Origin of the sequence: Mycobacterium sp. 5-140-3-2 (assembly GCF_035666375.1) — a bacterium.
Taxonomy (GTDB): Bacteria; Actinomycetota; Actinomycetes; order Mycobacteriales; family Mycobacteriaceae; genus Mycobacterium; species Mycobacterium intracellulare.
This window is the reverse complement of record NZ_CP142025.1, coordinates 1,515,597-1,532,049: the sequence shown is the minus strand read 5'-3', so window position 1 is coordinate 1,532,049 and position 16,453 is coordinate 1,515,597. Positions and strand designations below refer to the sequence as shown.

The window sequence follows — 16,453 nt, the reverse complement described above, 5'->3', positions numbered from 1 at the left end:
CGGTCTCGTTAAGCATTCGGGCAGGCGAGTTTCCCGCTCAGCCGCGCTCTCAGGCCAGATTGGCCAGAAGCAGCGCCTCGCTGATCGCGGCGCGTTCCAGCACCCCCAGGTGCAGGCTCTCGTTGATGCTGTGCGCCTGGGTACCCGGGTCTTCCACGCCGGTGACGAGGATCTTTGCCTGCGGGAAGGCGGCGGCGAATTCCGCGATGAACGGGATGGAGCCGCCCATGCCCATGTCGATGGGCTCGGCCCCCCACGCCCGCCGGAACGCCGCGCGGGCCGCGTCGTAGACGTCGCCGCTGGCCTCGATGGCGTAGGGCTCGCCGAGGTCGCCGCGGGTGACGCTGACGTGCGCGCCCCACGGTGCGTGGCTTTGCAAATGGGCGGTCAGGGCGTCCAGGTGCGCGGCGGCGTCGCCGCCGGGAGCCACCCGCATGCTGATCTTGGCCCGCGCCCGCGGGATCAGCGTGTTCGACGCCTTGTCGATGGGGGTGGTGTCGATGCCGATCACCGTGATCGCGGGTTTCGCCCACAGCCGCTGCGGCACGGAGCCCGAGCCGATCTCGGACACGCCGTCGAGCAGGCCGGAGTCGGTGCGGACCCGCTCGGCCGGGTAGTCGGGGTAGTTCAGCGCGGCGGTGTCGGTTTCGTGCAGGCCCGCCACGGCCACGTTGCCGTCGTCGTCGTGCAGGCTGGCCAGCAACCGCACCAGGACGCTGAGCGCGTCGGGCACCACCCCGCCCCACAGGCCGGAGTGCAGCCCGTGGTCGAGCGTGGCGACCTCGACCACGCAGTCGACCAGACCCCGCAGCGACACCGTCAGCGCCGGGGTGTCGGCGCTCCAGTTGTCCGAGTCGGCGATGACGATCACGTCGGCGGCCAACGTGTCGCGGTGGGCCGCAAGCAATCGGGCGAGCGAGGGCGAACCGGATTCCTCTTCGCCCTCGACGAACACCGTCACGCCGACGGGCGGCCGGCCGCCATGTGCCCGAAAGGCCGCCAAATGCGTTGCGATACCGGCCTTGTCGTCGGCGCTGCCGCGGCCGTAGAGCCGCCCGTCACGTTCGGTGGGCTCGAACGGCGGCGACGTCCACTGGCCGCGGTCGCCCTCGGGCTGCACGTCGTGATGGGCATACAGCAGCACGGTCGGCGCGCCCGGCGGCGCGGGATGGCGCGCGATGACCGCGGGCGCTCCCCCCTCGCTGACGATCTGCACGTCGCCGAAACCGGCCTGCGACAACAGATCTGCCACCGCCTGGGCGCTGCGGTGCACCTCGGAGCGTCGGCCAGGATCGGCCCACACCGATTCGATGCGCACCAGGTCTTCCAGGTCGCGCCGCACCGACGGCAGCACCTCGCGGACGCGGTCAACCAGATCGCTCATGTCTTCCTCCTACGCACGCGCCGTCGAGCGTGGGGGCTAGGTACGAAGACCGGCGTGAATTCGCCCAGAGGACCCACACTCAAAGACAGAGGGAGGAGCCTACGTCGTCTCCAGGATCGCCACCGCGGCGGCGGTGTCCCCCTCGTGCGTCAACGACACGTGAATGATCACATCGGCCAGGTGTTTGGCGATGTCGCCGCTCAACCGCACCCGCGGCCGCCCCCACATATCGGTGACCACCTCGATGTCGCGGTGGATGTCCTCGGGCAGCACGGGCCGCTGCGCGAAGCGAGACCCTGACCATGCCTTGATCACCGCCTCCTTGGCCGCCCACCGAGCCGCCAGGTGACGCGCCGCCGACGAACTCTTGTCCGAGGCGTCGCGGCGCTCACCCGGGGTGAACGTCTCGGCGAAAACAGTTCCCGGCTGGTCGACCTGCTCGGCGAAATCAGGGATGGAGACGAGATCGATGCCTACTCCGACGATCGCCACGCACCGACCCTAGCCGACGTAAAGATCGTCTTCGCCAAGGCGGGCGTCGGCGTTGAGCAACATCGCCGCCTCCTGACGCTTCTCCGGCTCGTCGTGGTTGAACCGCCGGTCGGCCGGCTTCTCATACATCGGACGCCCGCCGGCGATCGCGGAGGCCAGCCGACGCTGACCGGCCAGCAGGCGCTGCTCGGCCCGCTTGCGGTAGCCGTCCCGATCGGCCGGGTCCAGCGCGGCGATGAACGCCTGCGGGTGCACCAGCGCGATCAGACCCGACACGTGGCCGAAGCCGAGGCTGGTCACCAGACCGGCCTTGAGCGGGAACTTGCCGCGCAGGTCCAAAGCCTCACGCACCCAGACGAAGTGACCGGCGGTGGCCAGCTCGTCGTCGACGCAATCCAGGCTGCGGTTGGGCGGGATGACGCCGTCACGCAGCATCTGGCACAGGCCCATCAGCTGGAACGCTGCCGCGCCACCCTTGCTGTGACCGGTGAGGGTCTTCTGGCTCACCACGAACAGCGGGTTGCCGGGCGACCGGCCCATCGAGTCGGCCAACCGCTCGTGCAGCTCGGTCTCGTTGGGGTCGTTGGCCAGCGTCGAGGTGTCGTGCTTGGACACGACCGCGATGTCGTCGGCTCCCACGCCCAGCTTGGCCAGCGAGCGGGCCAGCTGCGAGTCCTTGCCACCGCGACCGGCGCCGAGGCCTCCGAGCCCGGGCGCCGGGATCGAGGTGTGCACACCGTCGGCGAAGCTCTGTGCGTAGCCGACCACGGCCAGCACCGGCAATCCCATCTTGGCCGCCAGCGCACCGTTGGCCAGCAGGATGGTGCCACCGCCCTGGGCTTCCAGGAACCCGAGGCGGCGCCGGTCGTTGGCGCGCGAGAACTTCGAATCGCTGATGCCCTTGGCCCGCATCATCTCGGTGTCGGCGGTGGCCGCCATGTCACCGAAGCCGATGATGGCCTCCAGGGTCAGGTCGTCGAACCCACCGGCGACCACGAATTCGGCCTTGCCGAGCCGGATCTTGTCCACGCCCTCCTCGACCGACACCGCGACCGTCGCGCAGGCCGCGACCGGGTGCACCATCGCGCCGTAACCACCGACGTAGGACTGCATGACGTGGGCCGCAACGACATTCGGCAGGACCTCCTGCAGGATGTCGTTCGGCTTGGCCCGGCCCAGCAGGTTGCCGTGGTACATGGTCTGCATCGAGGTCATGCCGCCCATGCCGGTGCCCTGCGTGGAGGCCACCAGGCTGGGGTGCACCCAGCGCAGCAGCTCGGTCGGGGTGAAGCCCGAGGACAGGAACGCGTCCACGGTCGCCACGATGTTCCACAGCGCCACCCGGTCAATGGAATTGGCCATGTCCGGGGTGATGCCCCACACCGTCGGGTCGAACCCGGTGGGGATCTGCGCGCCGACCGTCCGCGACAGCTTGGTCTTCCTCGGAACGCGGATCTCGGTGCCCGCCTTGCGGATCACCTCCCAGTCGCTGGAGTCCGGCACCGGCCGGGCCACGGTGTGCTCGGGATCGAACTCGACGAACGCACGCGCGTCGGCCTCGCTGGACACCACGAACGAGAAGTCCTTGTCGAGGAACACACTGACCAGAAGCGGTGAGGCGTGATCGGGATCGATCGCACCGTCGTCGACGAATTCGCGGATGCCGCACCGCTCGACCACGGCGTCGTGGTAGCGATCGACCAGCTCCGACTCATCGACCAAGTCGCCGGATTCGGTGTCGTACCAACCGGGTTGGGGATCGTCCTCCCACTTGACCAGTCCGGTGGTCCAGGCCAGCTCGAGCACACCGGCCGCCGACAGCTCGCCGGCCACCTCCATCTCGAAGCGGGTCCGCGACGAACCGTACGGCCCGAGTTCCGCGCCGCCGACGATGACCACCAGGTCGTTGAGGTCGACGTCGAGGTCCGCCCATTCGGGGGGCGGCGCGGGGCTGTAGCCGCGCGGCGGGGACGGCAAGGCGGCGATGCTGCCCTCGGCCTCGGGCGCCTCGGGGTCGTCGTCCTCGCCCGAGGCGGATCGCTCGCGGGCCTTGGCGGCCAGCTCGGCCATGTCGAGGTTGGCCTCCCCGAGTCCACCGGTCAGGTCGGCCTTGATCGGCTCTGCGGCGGCCGCCACCTTCGACTCGATGTCGCAGAGGGCCAACAGCATTGCCGCCATCTCGTCCGTCGAGTACGTGGTGACGCCGGCCTCCTCGACCGCATCGACGATGGCGTCGTTGTGGCCCATCAGCCCGGTGCCGCGGGTCCAGCCGATCAGCGCGTGCGCCAGGCTGACCCTTGCCGCCCACGAGGATTCGGCGTGCCAACGACTCACCAACGCGTCGAGCGCCGACTTGGCCTCACCGTAGGCGCCGTCACCGCCGAACATTCCGCGGTTGGGTGAACCGGGCAGCACGACGTGCAGCCGCGACGCGATGTCGCGCTCGGCACCGATCTTCGACAGCCCGCCGATCAACCGCTGCACCGCCCACAGCAGCACCTTCATCTCCATCTCGGAGCGGGAGCCAGCCTCCGACAGGTCGCCGACGACGCGCGGCGCCGCGAACGGGAACAGCAGCGTCGGGGTCTGCGCGTCCTTGATGTGAATCGACTGCGGCCCAAGGCTTTCGGACTGCTCGGTGCCGACCCACTCGACCAGGGCGTCGATATCGGAGTAGGAGGCCATGTTGGCCGCGACCACCCACAGCGCCGCGCCGTAACGAGCGTGGTCGCGATACAGGCCCCGGTAGAACGCCAGCCGCTCGTCGTCGAGCTTCGACGTTGTGGCGATGACCGTGGCGCCGCCGTCGAGCAGTCGCGCGACGACCGACGCCGCGATCGAGCCCTTGGAGGCCCCCGTCACCACGGCGACTTCGTGTGCATACGGTCCGGGATCCGGATTCTCGGCGCCGGCCGCGATCCGGCCGAACAGCGACGCGTGGATCTGCCGGCCCGCGGCCAGGGCCTTGCCCTGCCACCAGGTGGCCTGGGTGGCCACGACATGGCCTGCGCCCTCGAACCTTTCGGACAGCTCCACCCACCGGGCGTCGATGTCGCCCTCGTCGGTCAGCCACAGCTTGACCAGGTCCTCGCGGGCGCTGGCCCACCGGTCGTCGAACAGCACCGCCTTCTTCGGCTCGAACACGGGCGCGACCAGGCGTGGCCAGTCCGCGCCGAGTTCGGCGGTCACCAGGTCGATCAGCTCGGCATCGGTGGCCGCCGGCGACGCGCTGACCGGGTCGTCGAGGCCCAGCTGGTTCAGCACCAGGCGGGCCGCCGACGCCAGCACGCCGTCGCGTCCGGTGATCTGGGCGGTGAATTCGCCCAGCGCGGCCGCGTCGATGGTCGCACCGCCACCGCCACCGCTCGACGACGGCAGCGCGACCGAGATGCCGTGGCGCGCGGCGACGGACGCGACCGCGGCGTCGATGGCCTTGTCGACGGCGGCGGCGTCGGCCAGGGCCCCCTCGTGCAGATGACCCATGGCGCCGCCGCGGACGCTGGTGCCCTCGCGGGTTCCCAGCGCGACTTCGACCGTGACGTGCTTGGCCCAACCCTCGCCCAGCTCCCAGGTCTTCTTGACCCGCTCGGCGATGGCGGCGGGCCGCTTGCCCGACGGCCCCAGCACCGTGCGCAGCTGGTCGTTGATCGCGTCGGAAAGCACTGGGCCGTAAGGCTTGTAGGTGCGCGCCAGCTTGGTCACCTGGGCGCGCAGCCCGGCCAGGTCGGCTTCGGCGGCGCCGTCGATGGCGCCGAGGTTCAGCTCCGAACCCAGGTCCACCAGCAGCTGGTTGCGCCGCGATGAGGCACCGTCGGTGATGGATTCGATGGAGTCCAGCTCCTCGATCTGGTCGATGCGCATCTTGGCCGACAACGCGATCAACGCCAACGTCGCGTCGGCGGCGTCGAATCCGATGTCGTCGGGGCGCGGGCCCGATGCGGCGGCCGCCGGTGCGGGGGCGGCCGGGGCGGCCTCCACCGGCGAACCGGATGCCTCCGGCGCCTCGACCGCGACCTCGTCGACCTCGGGCTCCGGCTCGGGATCGGTGTCGGTCGCGAACAGCACCGCGGCGTCGCGCTCGGCGTTGAGCACTTCGACTGTGCTGTGGGCATATTCGGGGAGCTTGAGCGTGTTGGTGGCCAGCCCGGCGACGGTCGGCGCGGACTTCACGCCGATCTCGACGAACCGCTCCACACCCAGGCCGCCGGCGGCCTCCTCGGTGAACAGCAGGTCCTGGGTCTCGATCCAGCGCACCGGGCTGGCGAACTGCCAGGCCAGCAGCTCGATCAGGACGGTGCGCGCCATCTCGATGCGACGCTCGGCGAGCCAGGTGTCGTAGTCGGCGAGGATGGGGTCGAGCGGCTCGGCCGGCACCAGGTCGCGGATCTCCTGGATGAAGTCGCGGTCCAGGGTGAACGGGCGGGGCACCAGGTTGGGGATGTAGCGCCCGATGATGACGTCGGGATCCTTGTCGCGCGGCATGACCCGGTCGAGGGAGCGCCGGAACTCCGCGACTCCCACCCGCAACACCCGCGAGTGGAACGGCACGTCGATGCCCGGAACCAGGATGAATGAGCGCTTGCCGCCGGTGATCTCGCGACGCCGCTCCACCTCGGCCTCCAGCGCCTCGAGCCCGCGGACCGTGCCGGCGATCGCATACTGCGAGCCGCGCAGGTTGAAGTTGACGATCTCGAGGAATTCGCCCGTGCTCTCGGCGATTCCCGCGACGAACCCCGGGACCTCGTCATCGGGGAGGTCGATCTGCGACGGCCGGATCGCCGCCAGCCGGTAGTTGGACCGGCCCAGCTCGTCGCGGGGCACGATGTCGTGCATCTTCGATCCACGGTGAAACACCGTCTCCAGCAACGCTTCCAGCTCATAGATGCCGGTCACGCAGGCCAGCGCGGTGTACTCGCCGACGGAGTGCCCGCAGGCGATCGCGTCTTCGACGAAGGCGCCCTGCTCGCGCATCTCGGCGACCTGCGCCGCCGCCACCGTGGCCATCGCGACCTGGGTGAACTGCGTCAGGTACAGCACCCCCTCGGGGTGGTTGTAGGGCACCCCGCTGGCGATGATGCTGGTCGGGTTGTCGCGCACCACGTGCAACACCGAGAAGCCGAGTGTGTCGCGGGTGAACTTGTCCGCCTTGTCCCACACCTTGCGGGCGGCCTTGGACCGGGCGCGGACGTCCATGCCCATGCCCTTGTGCTGAATTCCCTGACCGGGGAACGCGTAGACGGTGTGCGGGGCCGCCAGGCGTGCCGTCGCTGACATCACCAGGTCGGATTTAACCTTGGCGGTGACCTCCAAAACCTCTGCGCCCTGGTCGATTCCGACGCGGTCGACGCGGAAGGCGACCTCGTCACCGGGCCGCACCATGCCCAGGAAGCGCGCGGTCCAGCCGATCAGTCGCGCCGGCGGGCGGGCCTGGCCGTCGGTGGCGGTCACCGCGTGCTGGGCGGCGGCCGACAGCCACATGCCGTGCACGATGGGCGATTCCAGCCCGGCCAGCAGCGCGGCGGCCCGGTCGGTGTGGATGGGGTTGTGGTCGCCGGACACCACCGCGAACGGTCGCATGTCGACGGGCGCGGTGGTGGTGACGTCGCGGCGGCGCCGACGCGGAGTGTCGGTGGCGTTTTCGGAGACCGCGCCGCCGGCGCGCACCGGGTCGGCGAGTTCTGCGGCACCGGTGCGTCCGAGGATCGCAAAGCGCTCGTCGAGGGTCGCGATCACCTCACCGTCGGCGCCGGCGATGGTGACCGAGACGGGAACGACGCGCCCCATGTCGGTGTCGGCGGCCGCCAAAGCCGTTGCGGTGATCGTCAATTGGGCCGGGTTCTTCGGCAGCGCGCCGACCATGTGCGCGGCGTGGTCGAGATGCACCAGGCTCAGCAGCCCCTCCACCACCGGGATGCCGGTGTCGGTGACCGCCGAACCGATTGCGGAGAAGACCGCGGGCCAGCACGGGCCGACCAGGGCGTCGGGCACGGTGGTGAGGCTGGGCGCCAACGGCTCCCCGAAGGTGGCCGTGACACCGGTGTGGTCGGCGACGCGCTCGGGGTCCCAGTCCACCGTGACGGTGGCCGTTCCGTCGGTGACCGGGGGCATGAACTCCGGCCCGTCGACGCCGGCGGCGATCGCCAGCACCGACCGCATGGCCGTGGCGGCGTCGTCGGTGGAGACCACCGGCGTCGCGCCGTCAACGGTGTTGGGGGGCAAGGTGAACGGAATCTCGACCCAGACCCCTGACACCGGGACGCTGAGGACGACGCGGTCGCCTTCGACCTGCAGCCGCGCCCCGGTCGACGAGTGCGTGGCGCGGCGGCTTTCGGGTCCTTCGGAGTCTCCGTGCACCAGCCACTCGGAGGGGTCGGCGATCCGGTGGACCGGATTGATCGCGGTGCGGCCGGCCCACTGCACGTCCGGGGCATCCAGCACGACGGCCAACGGCCCGGTCACATCCGCGCGGCCGGTGCGGCGCGACGTGACGGCCGTCGGCTCGATCCCGGCGGCCAGCGCCTCGTCGACGGCCGCCTGCTCGAAGCGGTCCAGCAGTTCACCGACGGGTTCGTCCATTCGGGTGATCCCCGCGACGGCCGCGGTGCCCGGAATGATGCACACCTGGTCGGCGTCGTAGCGGGCATCGTGGGCCTGCCACAGCGAGTCGCTGCGCCACCAGCGCCGCACATCCTTGTCGATGACCGGCACGAAGTTGACCGGCTTGCCCACCGTCTTACACAGGGTGACGAAGAACGGAACGTCGGCCGGGTGCAGTTGGACGGTCTCGGCGTCGGGGTAGCGCTCGAGCAGCAGATCGATCGCCGCCCCGGGGTTCTCCAGCAGGGCCTCGTCGTTGAAGAGCGTCTCGATGGGGCCGAAATCCTTTGGGTGCAAACGCGCTTCGGCGCGCTGCAACATCTGCTGGAAACGGTCGCGCCAGGTGTCGGCCAGCCACGGGCTGCCCGGTGAGGCGGTGTCGGCGGTGGAATCGCCGTCCCCGATGGCCAGCTCGACGTAGCGCTGCAGCCACTGCAGGTAGGTCATCTCGCCGGCGTCGCCGAAGTACGGCTTGGCGGTGGTGGCCATCGCCGCGATGATCTCGTCGCGGCGCTGAGCCACGGCGTCGGCGTCACCGGCGACCTCGTCGAGCAGCCGTCCGCACCGCGAGGCGCTGTTGTCGATCTCGTGAATGTCCGCGCCGAGCTGGCTGCGGCTGGATGCCATGCCACCGGAGGCTTTCCCGGCGCCGATCCACTGGTCGGTGCCCTGGGTTTCCACCAGCATCCGCTTGACCGACGGCGAGGTCGTGGCCTCCTTGGCCGCCATTGCCGCGGTGCCGACCAGGATGCCGTCGATCGGCATCAGCGGGAAGCCGTAGGCCTGCGCCCAGCGCCCGGACAGGTAGTCGGCCGCCCGCTCGGGCGTGCCGATGCCGCCGCCGACGCAGACGGTGATGTTGGAGCGCGACCGCAGTTCCGAGTAGGTCGCCAGCAGCAGGTCGTCGAGGTCTTCCCAGGAGTGGTGGCCGCCGGCGCGGCCGCCCTCGATGTGCGCGATCACCGGTTTGGTGGACACCTCGGTGGCGATGCGGATGACCGAGCGGATCTGCTCGACGGTGCCGGGCTTGAAGACGACGTGACTGATGCCGACGTCGCCCAGCTCCTCGATCAGCTCGACGGCTTCCTCGAGCTCGGGGATGCCGGCGCTGATGACCAGCCCGTCGATGGCCGCGCCGGACTGACGCGCCTTCTGCACCAACCGCTTTCCGCCGACCTGCAGCTTCCACAGGTAGGGGTCGAGGAACAGCGCGTTGAACTGGTAGGTGCGACCGTCCTCCAGCAGCCCGGAGAGCTCGTCGATCCGGTTGGCGAAGATCTCCTCGGTGACCTGCCCGCCTCCGGCGAGCTCGGCCCAGTGGCCGGCGTTGGCCGCGGCGGCCACGATCTTGGCGTCGACCGTGGTCGGGGTCATGCCCGCGAGCAGAATCGGCGAACGGCCGGTCAGGCGGGTGAACTTGGTCGAGAGTTTGACCCGGCCGTCGGGCAGGCGAACCAGCGTCGGCGCGTAGCTCGACCAGGCCCGCGCCACCTCGGGGACGGCGCCGACGGTGAAGAGGTTGCGCTGACCCCCGCGGGTGGCGGCGGGCACGATGCCCACACCCAGGCCGCGGATCACCGGTGCGGTCAGCCGGGTCAGGATGTCACCGGGACCCAGGTCCAGGATCCACCGGGCGCCGGCGTCGTTGACGCGGGTGATCTCCTGCACCCAGTCGACCGGGCGCACCAGGATGGATTCCGTCAGTTCCCGGGCCAGGGCGACGTCCAGGCCCACCTTCTCGGCCCAGGCGCCGACGATGTCGATGCCGTCGGCCAGGCGGGGGGTGTGGAAGCCCACCTCGACCTGCACCGGATCGAACACCGGCGAGAAGACGTCGCCGCCGCGCAGCTTGTTCTTCCGGTCGGCCTCTTCCTTCTCCGAGATCTGCTGGCAATAGAGCTCGAAGCGGGACAGCTGTTCGGGGGTGCCGGTGATGACGACCGAACGGCGGCCGTTGCGGATGGACAGCACGGGCGGCAGGACGGTCCGCACGTCCTGCGCGAACTCGTCGAGCAGCCGGCTGATGCGCTCGGGGTCCGCATTGGTGACCGACACCATCGGCGGCCGGTCGCCCAGCACGGAGATCCCGCGGCGACGGGCCACCAGCGTCCCGGCCGCGCCGATCAGCTGGGCCAACGCCAGCAGCTCGACGTCGCGAGCGCCCCCGCCCTTGAGCGCCTCGACGGCGAGCACGCCCTGGGAATGCCCGGCGACGGCCACCGGCGGCGTCGCGCTCAGATCCATGCCTTGCCGCGCCAGCGCGCGCACGGCCGCGATCTGGGTGAGCAGCACGCCCGGGATCGATACCGCGGCCGAGGTCAGGTGCTTGTTCGACGGGATCGGGTCCTCGGCGGCCAGCGCGCGGACCCACGTCAGCGGCTCGAAGCCGATGGGACGCACCACGACCAGCTCTTTTGCCACCGGCTCGAGGAGCAGTTCGACCTCACCGACCAGCCCCGCCAGATCCGATTCGATGCCGGCCGACGACACCAGTTCTTCGAGGGTCTCCAGCCAGGCACTGCCCTGGCCACCGAACGCCACGGCGTAGGGCTCACCGGCCGTCAGGCGGTCGACAAGAGCGTGGGTGTCCCCGGCTGGGTGCTTGCCTCCCTGCGGGCCCTGCCCGTCGCGCTCGGCGGACACCCGGTCATGCTCGTGGATTGTCACCTTCTCTGTCTCCCCTGGTATGCGTCTTTACGTCTCGGTTCGTATGGGCGGTCACCACCAGAGGGTGGGCACTCGCCAGTGCTCCTCGATGCGGCGTGGTTCAGCGTCGAATCACAGCCGGGAAACGGCGGCCGGTGCGTTGTCGGCGACCGCCCGGATGGCGCTGAGCGGTGCGACGGACTTCATCGGCTGTACTAAGAGTGTCATAAGATTCCACCCCCGTTTTGCGTGGTGATCGGTTACTGGCGAGTTCTACGCATGGGTAACCGTGTCCTGGGTAACACGGGGTTTGACCGGCGGCGCGGACGCGATTCCCAAACCTGCTGCATGCAGGTGGTTACGGTCGAGTAGCTATAACTGCGCAGATCAAAGCAGTTTTGTTATCGAATCGTTATATAAATTTTTGGGGCCGCGGAGCGCCGTCTGAGCGGCATCACCGATGCCGACCGCCGGGCGGGCACACCGACCCGACGCGAAAATGAGCGAACGAGTGTTTGCTGGGCTTTCTAAGAGTCCGCATCCCGGTCGGACCGGACGACGATGTGGGGCCGCTAGGCCCACTGCCCGAATTGGGGCTTGAGGATCTCGTTGATGTCCACGCCCACCCCGCCGACGCTGCGTTTGTCGATCTCAACCTGGTGCAAGTGGGCGGCGGGATGGGCATACCCCTTGGGCGAGCCCCAGTTGTGCTGCCAGAAGTAAGAGCCCAAACCGTCGTGCAGTGCCCAGTCGATGGTCTTCGAATTGGCGTACACGCCTGTGCGCTGATGGCCGATGACCGACTCCCACGACCGCAGGTACGGCGCGATCTGGCTCTTGTACTGCTCATAGGAGGGGTCGTCGTCGATCGAGGCATAGATGGGCGCCGTGGCGGGGCCGCCGGCCGCGGCGTGGAGCTGCATTCCGCGTTGCGCGTGCTGCAGGCCGGCGTTGGCGCCGCCCAGCCAGTCCGCGGTGTTGCCCTTGCCGTACTGGTAGCAGGAGACGATCTTGAGTCCGTTGCTGTGGAGGTCGCGCGCTTCGGCGACCTGGATCGGCTTGCCGAGCATCCACTTCCCGCCGGGCCGTCGGTCCGAGACGTACCGGATCGATCCCACGGCGCCCGCGGCGCGGATCTCGCTGGCCGGAATGACCCCGGCCGCGTAGTCCAGCAGGGTGCCCAGCGACGCCGAGGCCGGCGCGGCATCCAATGACGCACCCGCGGCGCCCAGACCCAGCAGGGCAGGCGCCGCGGCCGCGTATTTGAACAGGTCGCGCCGCGAAACCGATGACACAAGCCACAGGGTACGACACAAACCCCATGTGACACATTGGTCACACTGATCACATGTGCGTCACGGTGCCGTATCGGCGCTGCAGCGCGCCCGCCGCGCCCAACGTCGCGTAGGGGCCGGTCACCGCCATGAGGCTCAGCAGCGAGCGGACCCTGGGGTCGCCGCGCTTGAGATGTCTCAGCTCCAGCAGGGCGTTGATGTTGTCCAGCGTGTCGACCATCAGGCCGATGTATTGCCAGCGCCGCCGGTTGGGTTCGTCGCTGCCGAGATAACCGATGCCCAGGGCCAGGGCCCGGGCCCCGAAAATGCGGATCAGATACTTGAGCTCCGTGGACAGCATGTGATCGGGCACCCCGTTCATGCGAGTCTGGGACGCCGGGTAGGCAAACGCCGTGGCGCCCAACAGGATCCGACCGACGGCGGCGGCGGCGAACGCGCGGCGCAGGCCCGCGGGCTGCGGCGGTGAGGCTGGTTTCGTTGTTGTGGTCATGCATGCAGTCTTCGCCGCGCAGGTAAGTAGGTCGATTACCTTCGAGGTAGTGGTTTAGCTCCACGCAACGGCGTTAGGTTCTTCACGATGCCTGGGAGTACAGCGGGTCTGGCGGTGCGCGAGTGGCGCACCCGTCGGCGATTGAGCCAGATGGAACTCGCGCATCAGCTAGGTGTGTCGCCCCGCCACCTCAGTTTTGTCGAGACCGGCCGGGCCAATCCCAGCCGCGCGTTGTTGCTGCGCATCGGCGAGTCCCTGGACCTGCCGCTGGCCGCGCGCAACCGACTGCTGCTCGACGGCGGCTACGCACCGATGTTCGGCGAGCACACCCTGGACGCCGAACGCATGAGGCCGGTGAAGGCGGCCGTCGACTCGGTACTGGCCGGCCACGCCCCGTACCCGGCCATCGTCACCGATGCCTGCTGGAACCTGATAGCGGGCAATGTGGGGTGCGTCGTGCTCGCCGAAGGGGTCGACGCCGAACTGCTGCGCCCACCGATCAACGTCATGAGGTTGTGCCTGCACCCGCGGGGATTGGCGCAGCGGTTGCTCAACCGCGCCGAGGTGCACGCCGCCATCCTGGGCCGGGTTCGCCGGCACGCGCAGGCCACCGCGGCCCCGGACATCCGCCGTCTTTACGAGGAGCTCTCGAGTTATCCGGTGCCCAAGGGCGGCGACCGCGGCGAGCGGACCGGCGAGCTCTACGTGCCGTTTCAGATGCTCACGCTGGACGGCACCGAGCTCCGATTCGTCAGCATCATCGCCACCTTCGGCAGTCCGCTCGACATCTCCGTGGAAAGCCTGATCATCGAGTCGTTCTTTCCCGCGGACCCGGCGACCGGCGACTACCTGCGCGGTCTCGACGGTGATCGGAGGCTGCGCGCGATCGCTCAGCAGCACCCGCAGTTGCTTCCCTACATCGGCTAGCGTCAGCGCGTGGACCTTAATTTATTATCACTATAAAGTTAGTAGAGTTACCGCGAGCGCTTGACTGCCACCGGAGTTCAGATGGAACGCGACCAGCTCATCGACCTGACCCGCCGCGCCTTGAAGTTGGCGCGCGACAAGACAACAGACCTCGCGCCGAGCGAGCACCGGGTCGAGGCGCGGGACTACACCAGTCCCGAACGCCACGACCTCGACCGGGCCATGCTGCTGGCCAGCCCGCAGTTGGTCGGCTACGTGTCCGAACTTCCCGCCCCGGGGGCGTATTGCACCAAGACGGTGATGGGTCGCTCCATCCTGTTGACCCGGACTGCCGATGGATCGGTGAAGGCGTTCGACAACGTGTGCCTGCATCGGCAGTCGCAGGTGGTCACGGGATGCGGCACCGCCAAACGGTTCACCTGTCCCTACCACGCGTGGACGTACGACAACACCGGGCGGTTGGTGGGCCTGCCGGGGCGTGAGGGTTTCCCGGACATGACGCTGCGCTCCGACGGCCTGGCCGAACTCCCGGCCACCGAGTTCGCCGGATTCCTCTGGGTCTCACTGGATCCCGGTACGGCGCTGGACGTGGCCGCGCACCTGGGACCGCTGGCCGACGAACTCGATTCCTGGGGCATCGGGCGCTGGTCGCCGTTGGGCGAGAAGGTGCTCGACACCCCGATCAACTGGAAGCTGGCGATCGACACCTTCGCCGAGAACTACCACTTCGCCACCGTCCACCAGCAGACGTTCGCCACCATCGCGCGCAGCAACTGCACGGTGTTCGACTCCTTCGGCCCGCACCACCGGCTGATCTTTCCGCTCAACACCATTCTGGAGCTCGACGAGCTGCCCGAGGAACAGTGGAATCCGTTCCACAACATGGTCGTGATCTACGCGCTGTTCCCCAACATCGTGCTGTCGGTGACGATCGCCAACGGCGAACTGTTCCGCGTCTACCCCGGTGATCAGCCGGGCCGCTCGGTCACCGTGCACCAGAACGCCACACCGCAGGACCTGTCCGACGAATCGGTGGCCGCCGGCGCTCAGGCCGTCTTCGAATACGCGCACGCCACCGTGCGCGACGAGGACTACCGGTTGGTGCAGGGGCTCCAGGCCAACCTCGAGTCGGGCGCCCGCGACCACCTGGTGTTCGGCCGCAACGAGCCGGGGCTGCAGCACCGACACATCACGTGGGCGCAGGCGCTGGCGAGTTCAGCTCGCTGACTCATCGGCCGACAGCACCGCGACCAGATCGTCCAGAAGCGTTGCCAGCGCACCGGTTTGAGAGGGGCGCACCGCGGTCAGCAGTTCGACCGCCTCGCCCCGCCGCCCGGCGGCCACCAACGGCACCAGACGATCCGCTGTTGTCTGCAGGTCGGGGTCGGAAGGTTCGATGTTCGCGACGGTGGTGGTGAGCACCTCGACCAGCTCCCAATCCCGATACAAGGCGAGCGATCGTTCGTTGAAGGCGAACGCGGTCACCGGCTGCCCGCCCAGCATCCCGCGGTAACGGTAGGGCCCCTCCATGTATTCGATCGGCAGGCCATGCGCGGGCGCCGGCACCACCGGCTCACCGACGATGTCGAGTCCCAGTGTGGGACAGGTGATCCGGTGACGGTCGGGCATGTACCGGGCCGGGGCAAGCGGGCGCACCAGGGGCCGCACCGTCTCCGGCCACCGAACGTAGCTGCTGATCGTGACCTCGATGTCTTCGGCGCATTGCGGCGACGTGGCGGGATCGGGGTAGCTCGTGGTGACACCGGTGAAGGGCTGCAGGACATTGCCGTTCGTCCGGTCGAACTGCCGCCACATGCTCAAGTCGACGCCGTTGTCGAAGTTGATGGTGCGCCATTCGTGCGACCGGGCCCGCGGATCCCCCGCCGTTCCCCCGCCGCCGGCGTATTTTGGAAACCATTGCCGATCGACATGGCCACTGTTGCCGGAGACCTGGTGGATCTCCTCGCCCCAGCATAGGGTGCCGGTCATCGCCATACCGGTCTGGAAGTAGGAGTAGGTGTCGTCTTGGCCGAAGCAGACGATCTTGCCATTGTAGGTCGAGGCGCCCACCGGAGTCGGTGCGCGCGTGGGGGTTACGGCCAGGTCCAGCCGCATCCGCCGGCCGGAATGGTCCTCCCCCACCAGGCTGACGCGGTAGGTGTAGGGCAGTAGACCCCCGTCGCCGTTGCGGCACGTGGTCCAGGACGCGGTGCCCGCACCGCCGGCGTAGCTGATGTCGAGATAACCCGTGGCCAGCTCCAGCTTGCGGGACGCCCCCGGTTCGAGGTTGGCCGGCGGCATGTCGTAATCCGTGTACGTGCCGTAATCGCCGGTGTCGAGGTCGAAGAGCGCCATCGTGTAGAAATCGGCGACGATCGTCCCGCCGGGCCGGTTCTTGTTGAAAATCGTCAGGAAGGCAAAGGACCGGTCTGTCTCGGCGGCGTCCAGCTGGCCAGCGATGAACCAGGTGTCCGACTCCTGGTCGGGGTGTTCGCCTTCGGCGGCGGGAAACTCGAGCTGGCCGTCGCCGGGCACCAACTGGAATGGGTAACTGCGCCAGTCGCTCTTCATATCGCGCCCGCCTCGACATCGTCGCTGATGATCCGCTCGCGGCTTCCCGCC

General features: G+C 69.0%; 8 protein-coding genes. 2 read left to right on the top strand and 6 right to left on the bottom strand.

The annotated features are described in order from the left end of the window. Positions 1-49 precede the first annotated feature (49 nt). The 5 genes from P6281_RS07420 to P6281_RS07400 form a co-directional block, all read right to left on the bottom strand. Complete coding sequence (locus P6281_RS07420) at positions 50-1,384, bottom strand: dipeptidase (protein ID WP_014384136.1); 1,335 nt, start codon at positions 1,382-1,384, stop codon at positions 50-52. 99 nt (positions 1,385-1,483) lie between these two features. Beyond that, complete coding sequence (acpS, locus tag P6281_RS07415; protein ID WP_008255070.1) at positions 1,484-1,876, bottom strand: holo-ACP synthase AcpS; 393 nt, start codon at positions 1,874-1,876, stop codon at positions 1,484-1,486. Between the two features lie 9 nt (positions 1,877-1,885). Beyond that, the gene (locus P6281_RS07410; protein ID WP_201408047.1) at positions 1,886-11,140 is read right to left on the bottom strand and encodes a type I polyketide synthase; all 9,255 of its coding nucleotides are present in this window, start codon (positions 11,138-11,140) and stop codon (positions 1,886-1,888) included. Between the two features lie 551 nt (positions 11,141-11,691). Continuing rightward, positions 11,692-12,414 carry a DUF1906 domain-containing protein gene (locus P6281_RS07405; protein WP_009957520.1) on the bottom strand — a complete coding sequence of 241 codons (723 nt, stop codon included), beginning with the start codon at positions 12,412-12,414 and terminating at the stop codon, positions 11,692-11,694. A gap of 49 nt (positions 12,415-12,463) precedes the next feature. After that, positions 12,464-12,904, bottom strand: a complete 441-nt coding sequence (locus tag P6281_RS07400; protein WP_014384134.1) for a hypothetical protein — start codon at positions 12,902-12,904, stop codon at positions 12,464-12,466. A gap of 87 nt (positions 12,905-12,991) precedes the next feature. On the opposite strand from P6281_RS07400, the gene P6281_RS07395 reads away from it, so the two are divergent. Next, positions 12,992-13,831, top strand: coding sequence for a helix-turn-helix domain-containing protein (locus tag P6281_RS07395; RefSeq protein ID WP_080587986.1), 840 nt, complete (start codon positions 12,992-12,994; stop codon positions 13,829-13,831). Positions 13,832-13,912: 81 nt separating this feature from the next. Continuing rightward, complete coding sequence (locus P6281_RS07390) at positions 13,913-15,058, top strand: aromatic ring-hydroxylating oxygenase subunit alpha (protein WP_014384132.1); 1,146 nt, start codon at positions 13,913-13,915, stop codon at positions 15,056-15,058. Here the strand turns inward: P6281_RS07390 and P6281_RS07385 are convergent. Continuing rightward, a complete protein-coding gene (locus P6281_RS07385; RefSeq protein WP_009957525.1) occupies positions 15,047-16,402 on the bottom strand; it encodes a hypothetical protein in 1,356 nt (451 codons plus the stop codon). The genes P6281_RS07390 and P6281_RS07385 overlap by 12 nt on opposite strands. Positions 16,403-16,453 lie beyond the last annotated feature (51 nt).

Coding starts and splice junctions, on each gene's coding strand:
- P6281_RS07420 (WP_014384136.1), bottom strand. CDS start 1,384: ATGAGCGATCTGGTTGACCGCGTCCGCGAGGTGCTGCCGTCGGTGCGG.
- P6281_RS07400 (WP_014384134.1), bottom strand. CDS start 12,904: ATGACCACAACAACGAAACCAGCCTCACCGCCGCAGCCCGCGGGCCTG.
- P6281_RS07395 (WP_080587986.1), top strand. CDS start 12,992: ATGCCTGGGAGTACAGCGGGTCTGGCGGTGCGCGAGTGGCGCACCCGT.
- P6281_RS07390 (WP_014384132.1), top strand. CDS start 13,913: ATGGAACGCGACCAGCTCATCGACCTGACCCGCCGCGCCTTGAAGTTG.
- P6281_RS07385 (WP_009957525.1), bottom strand. CDS start 16,402: ATGAAGAGCGACTGGCGCAGTTACCCATTCCAGTTGGTGCCCGGCGAC.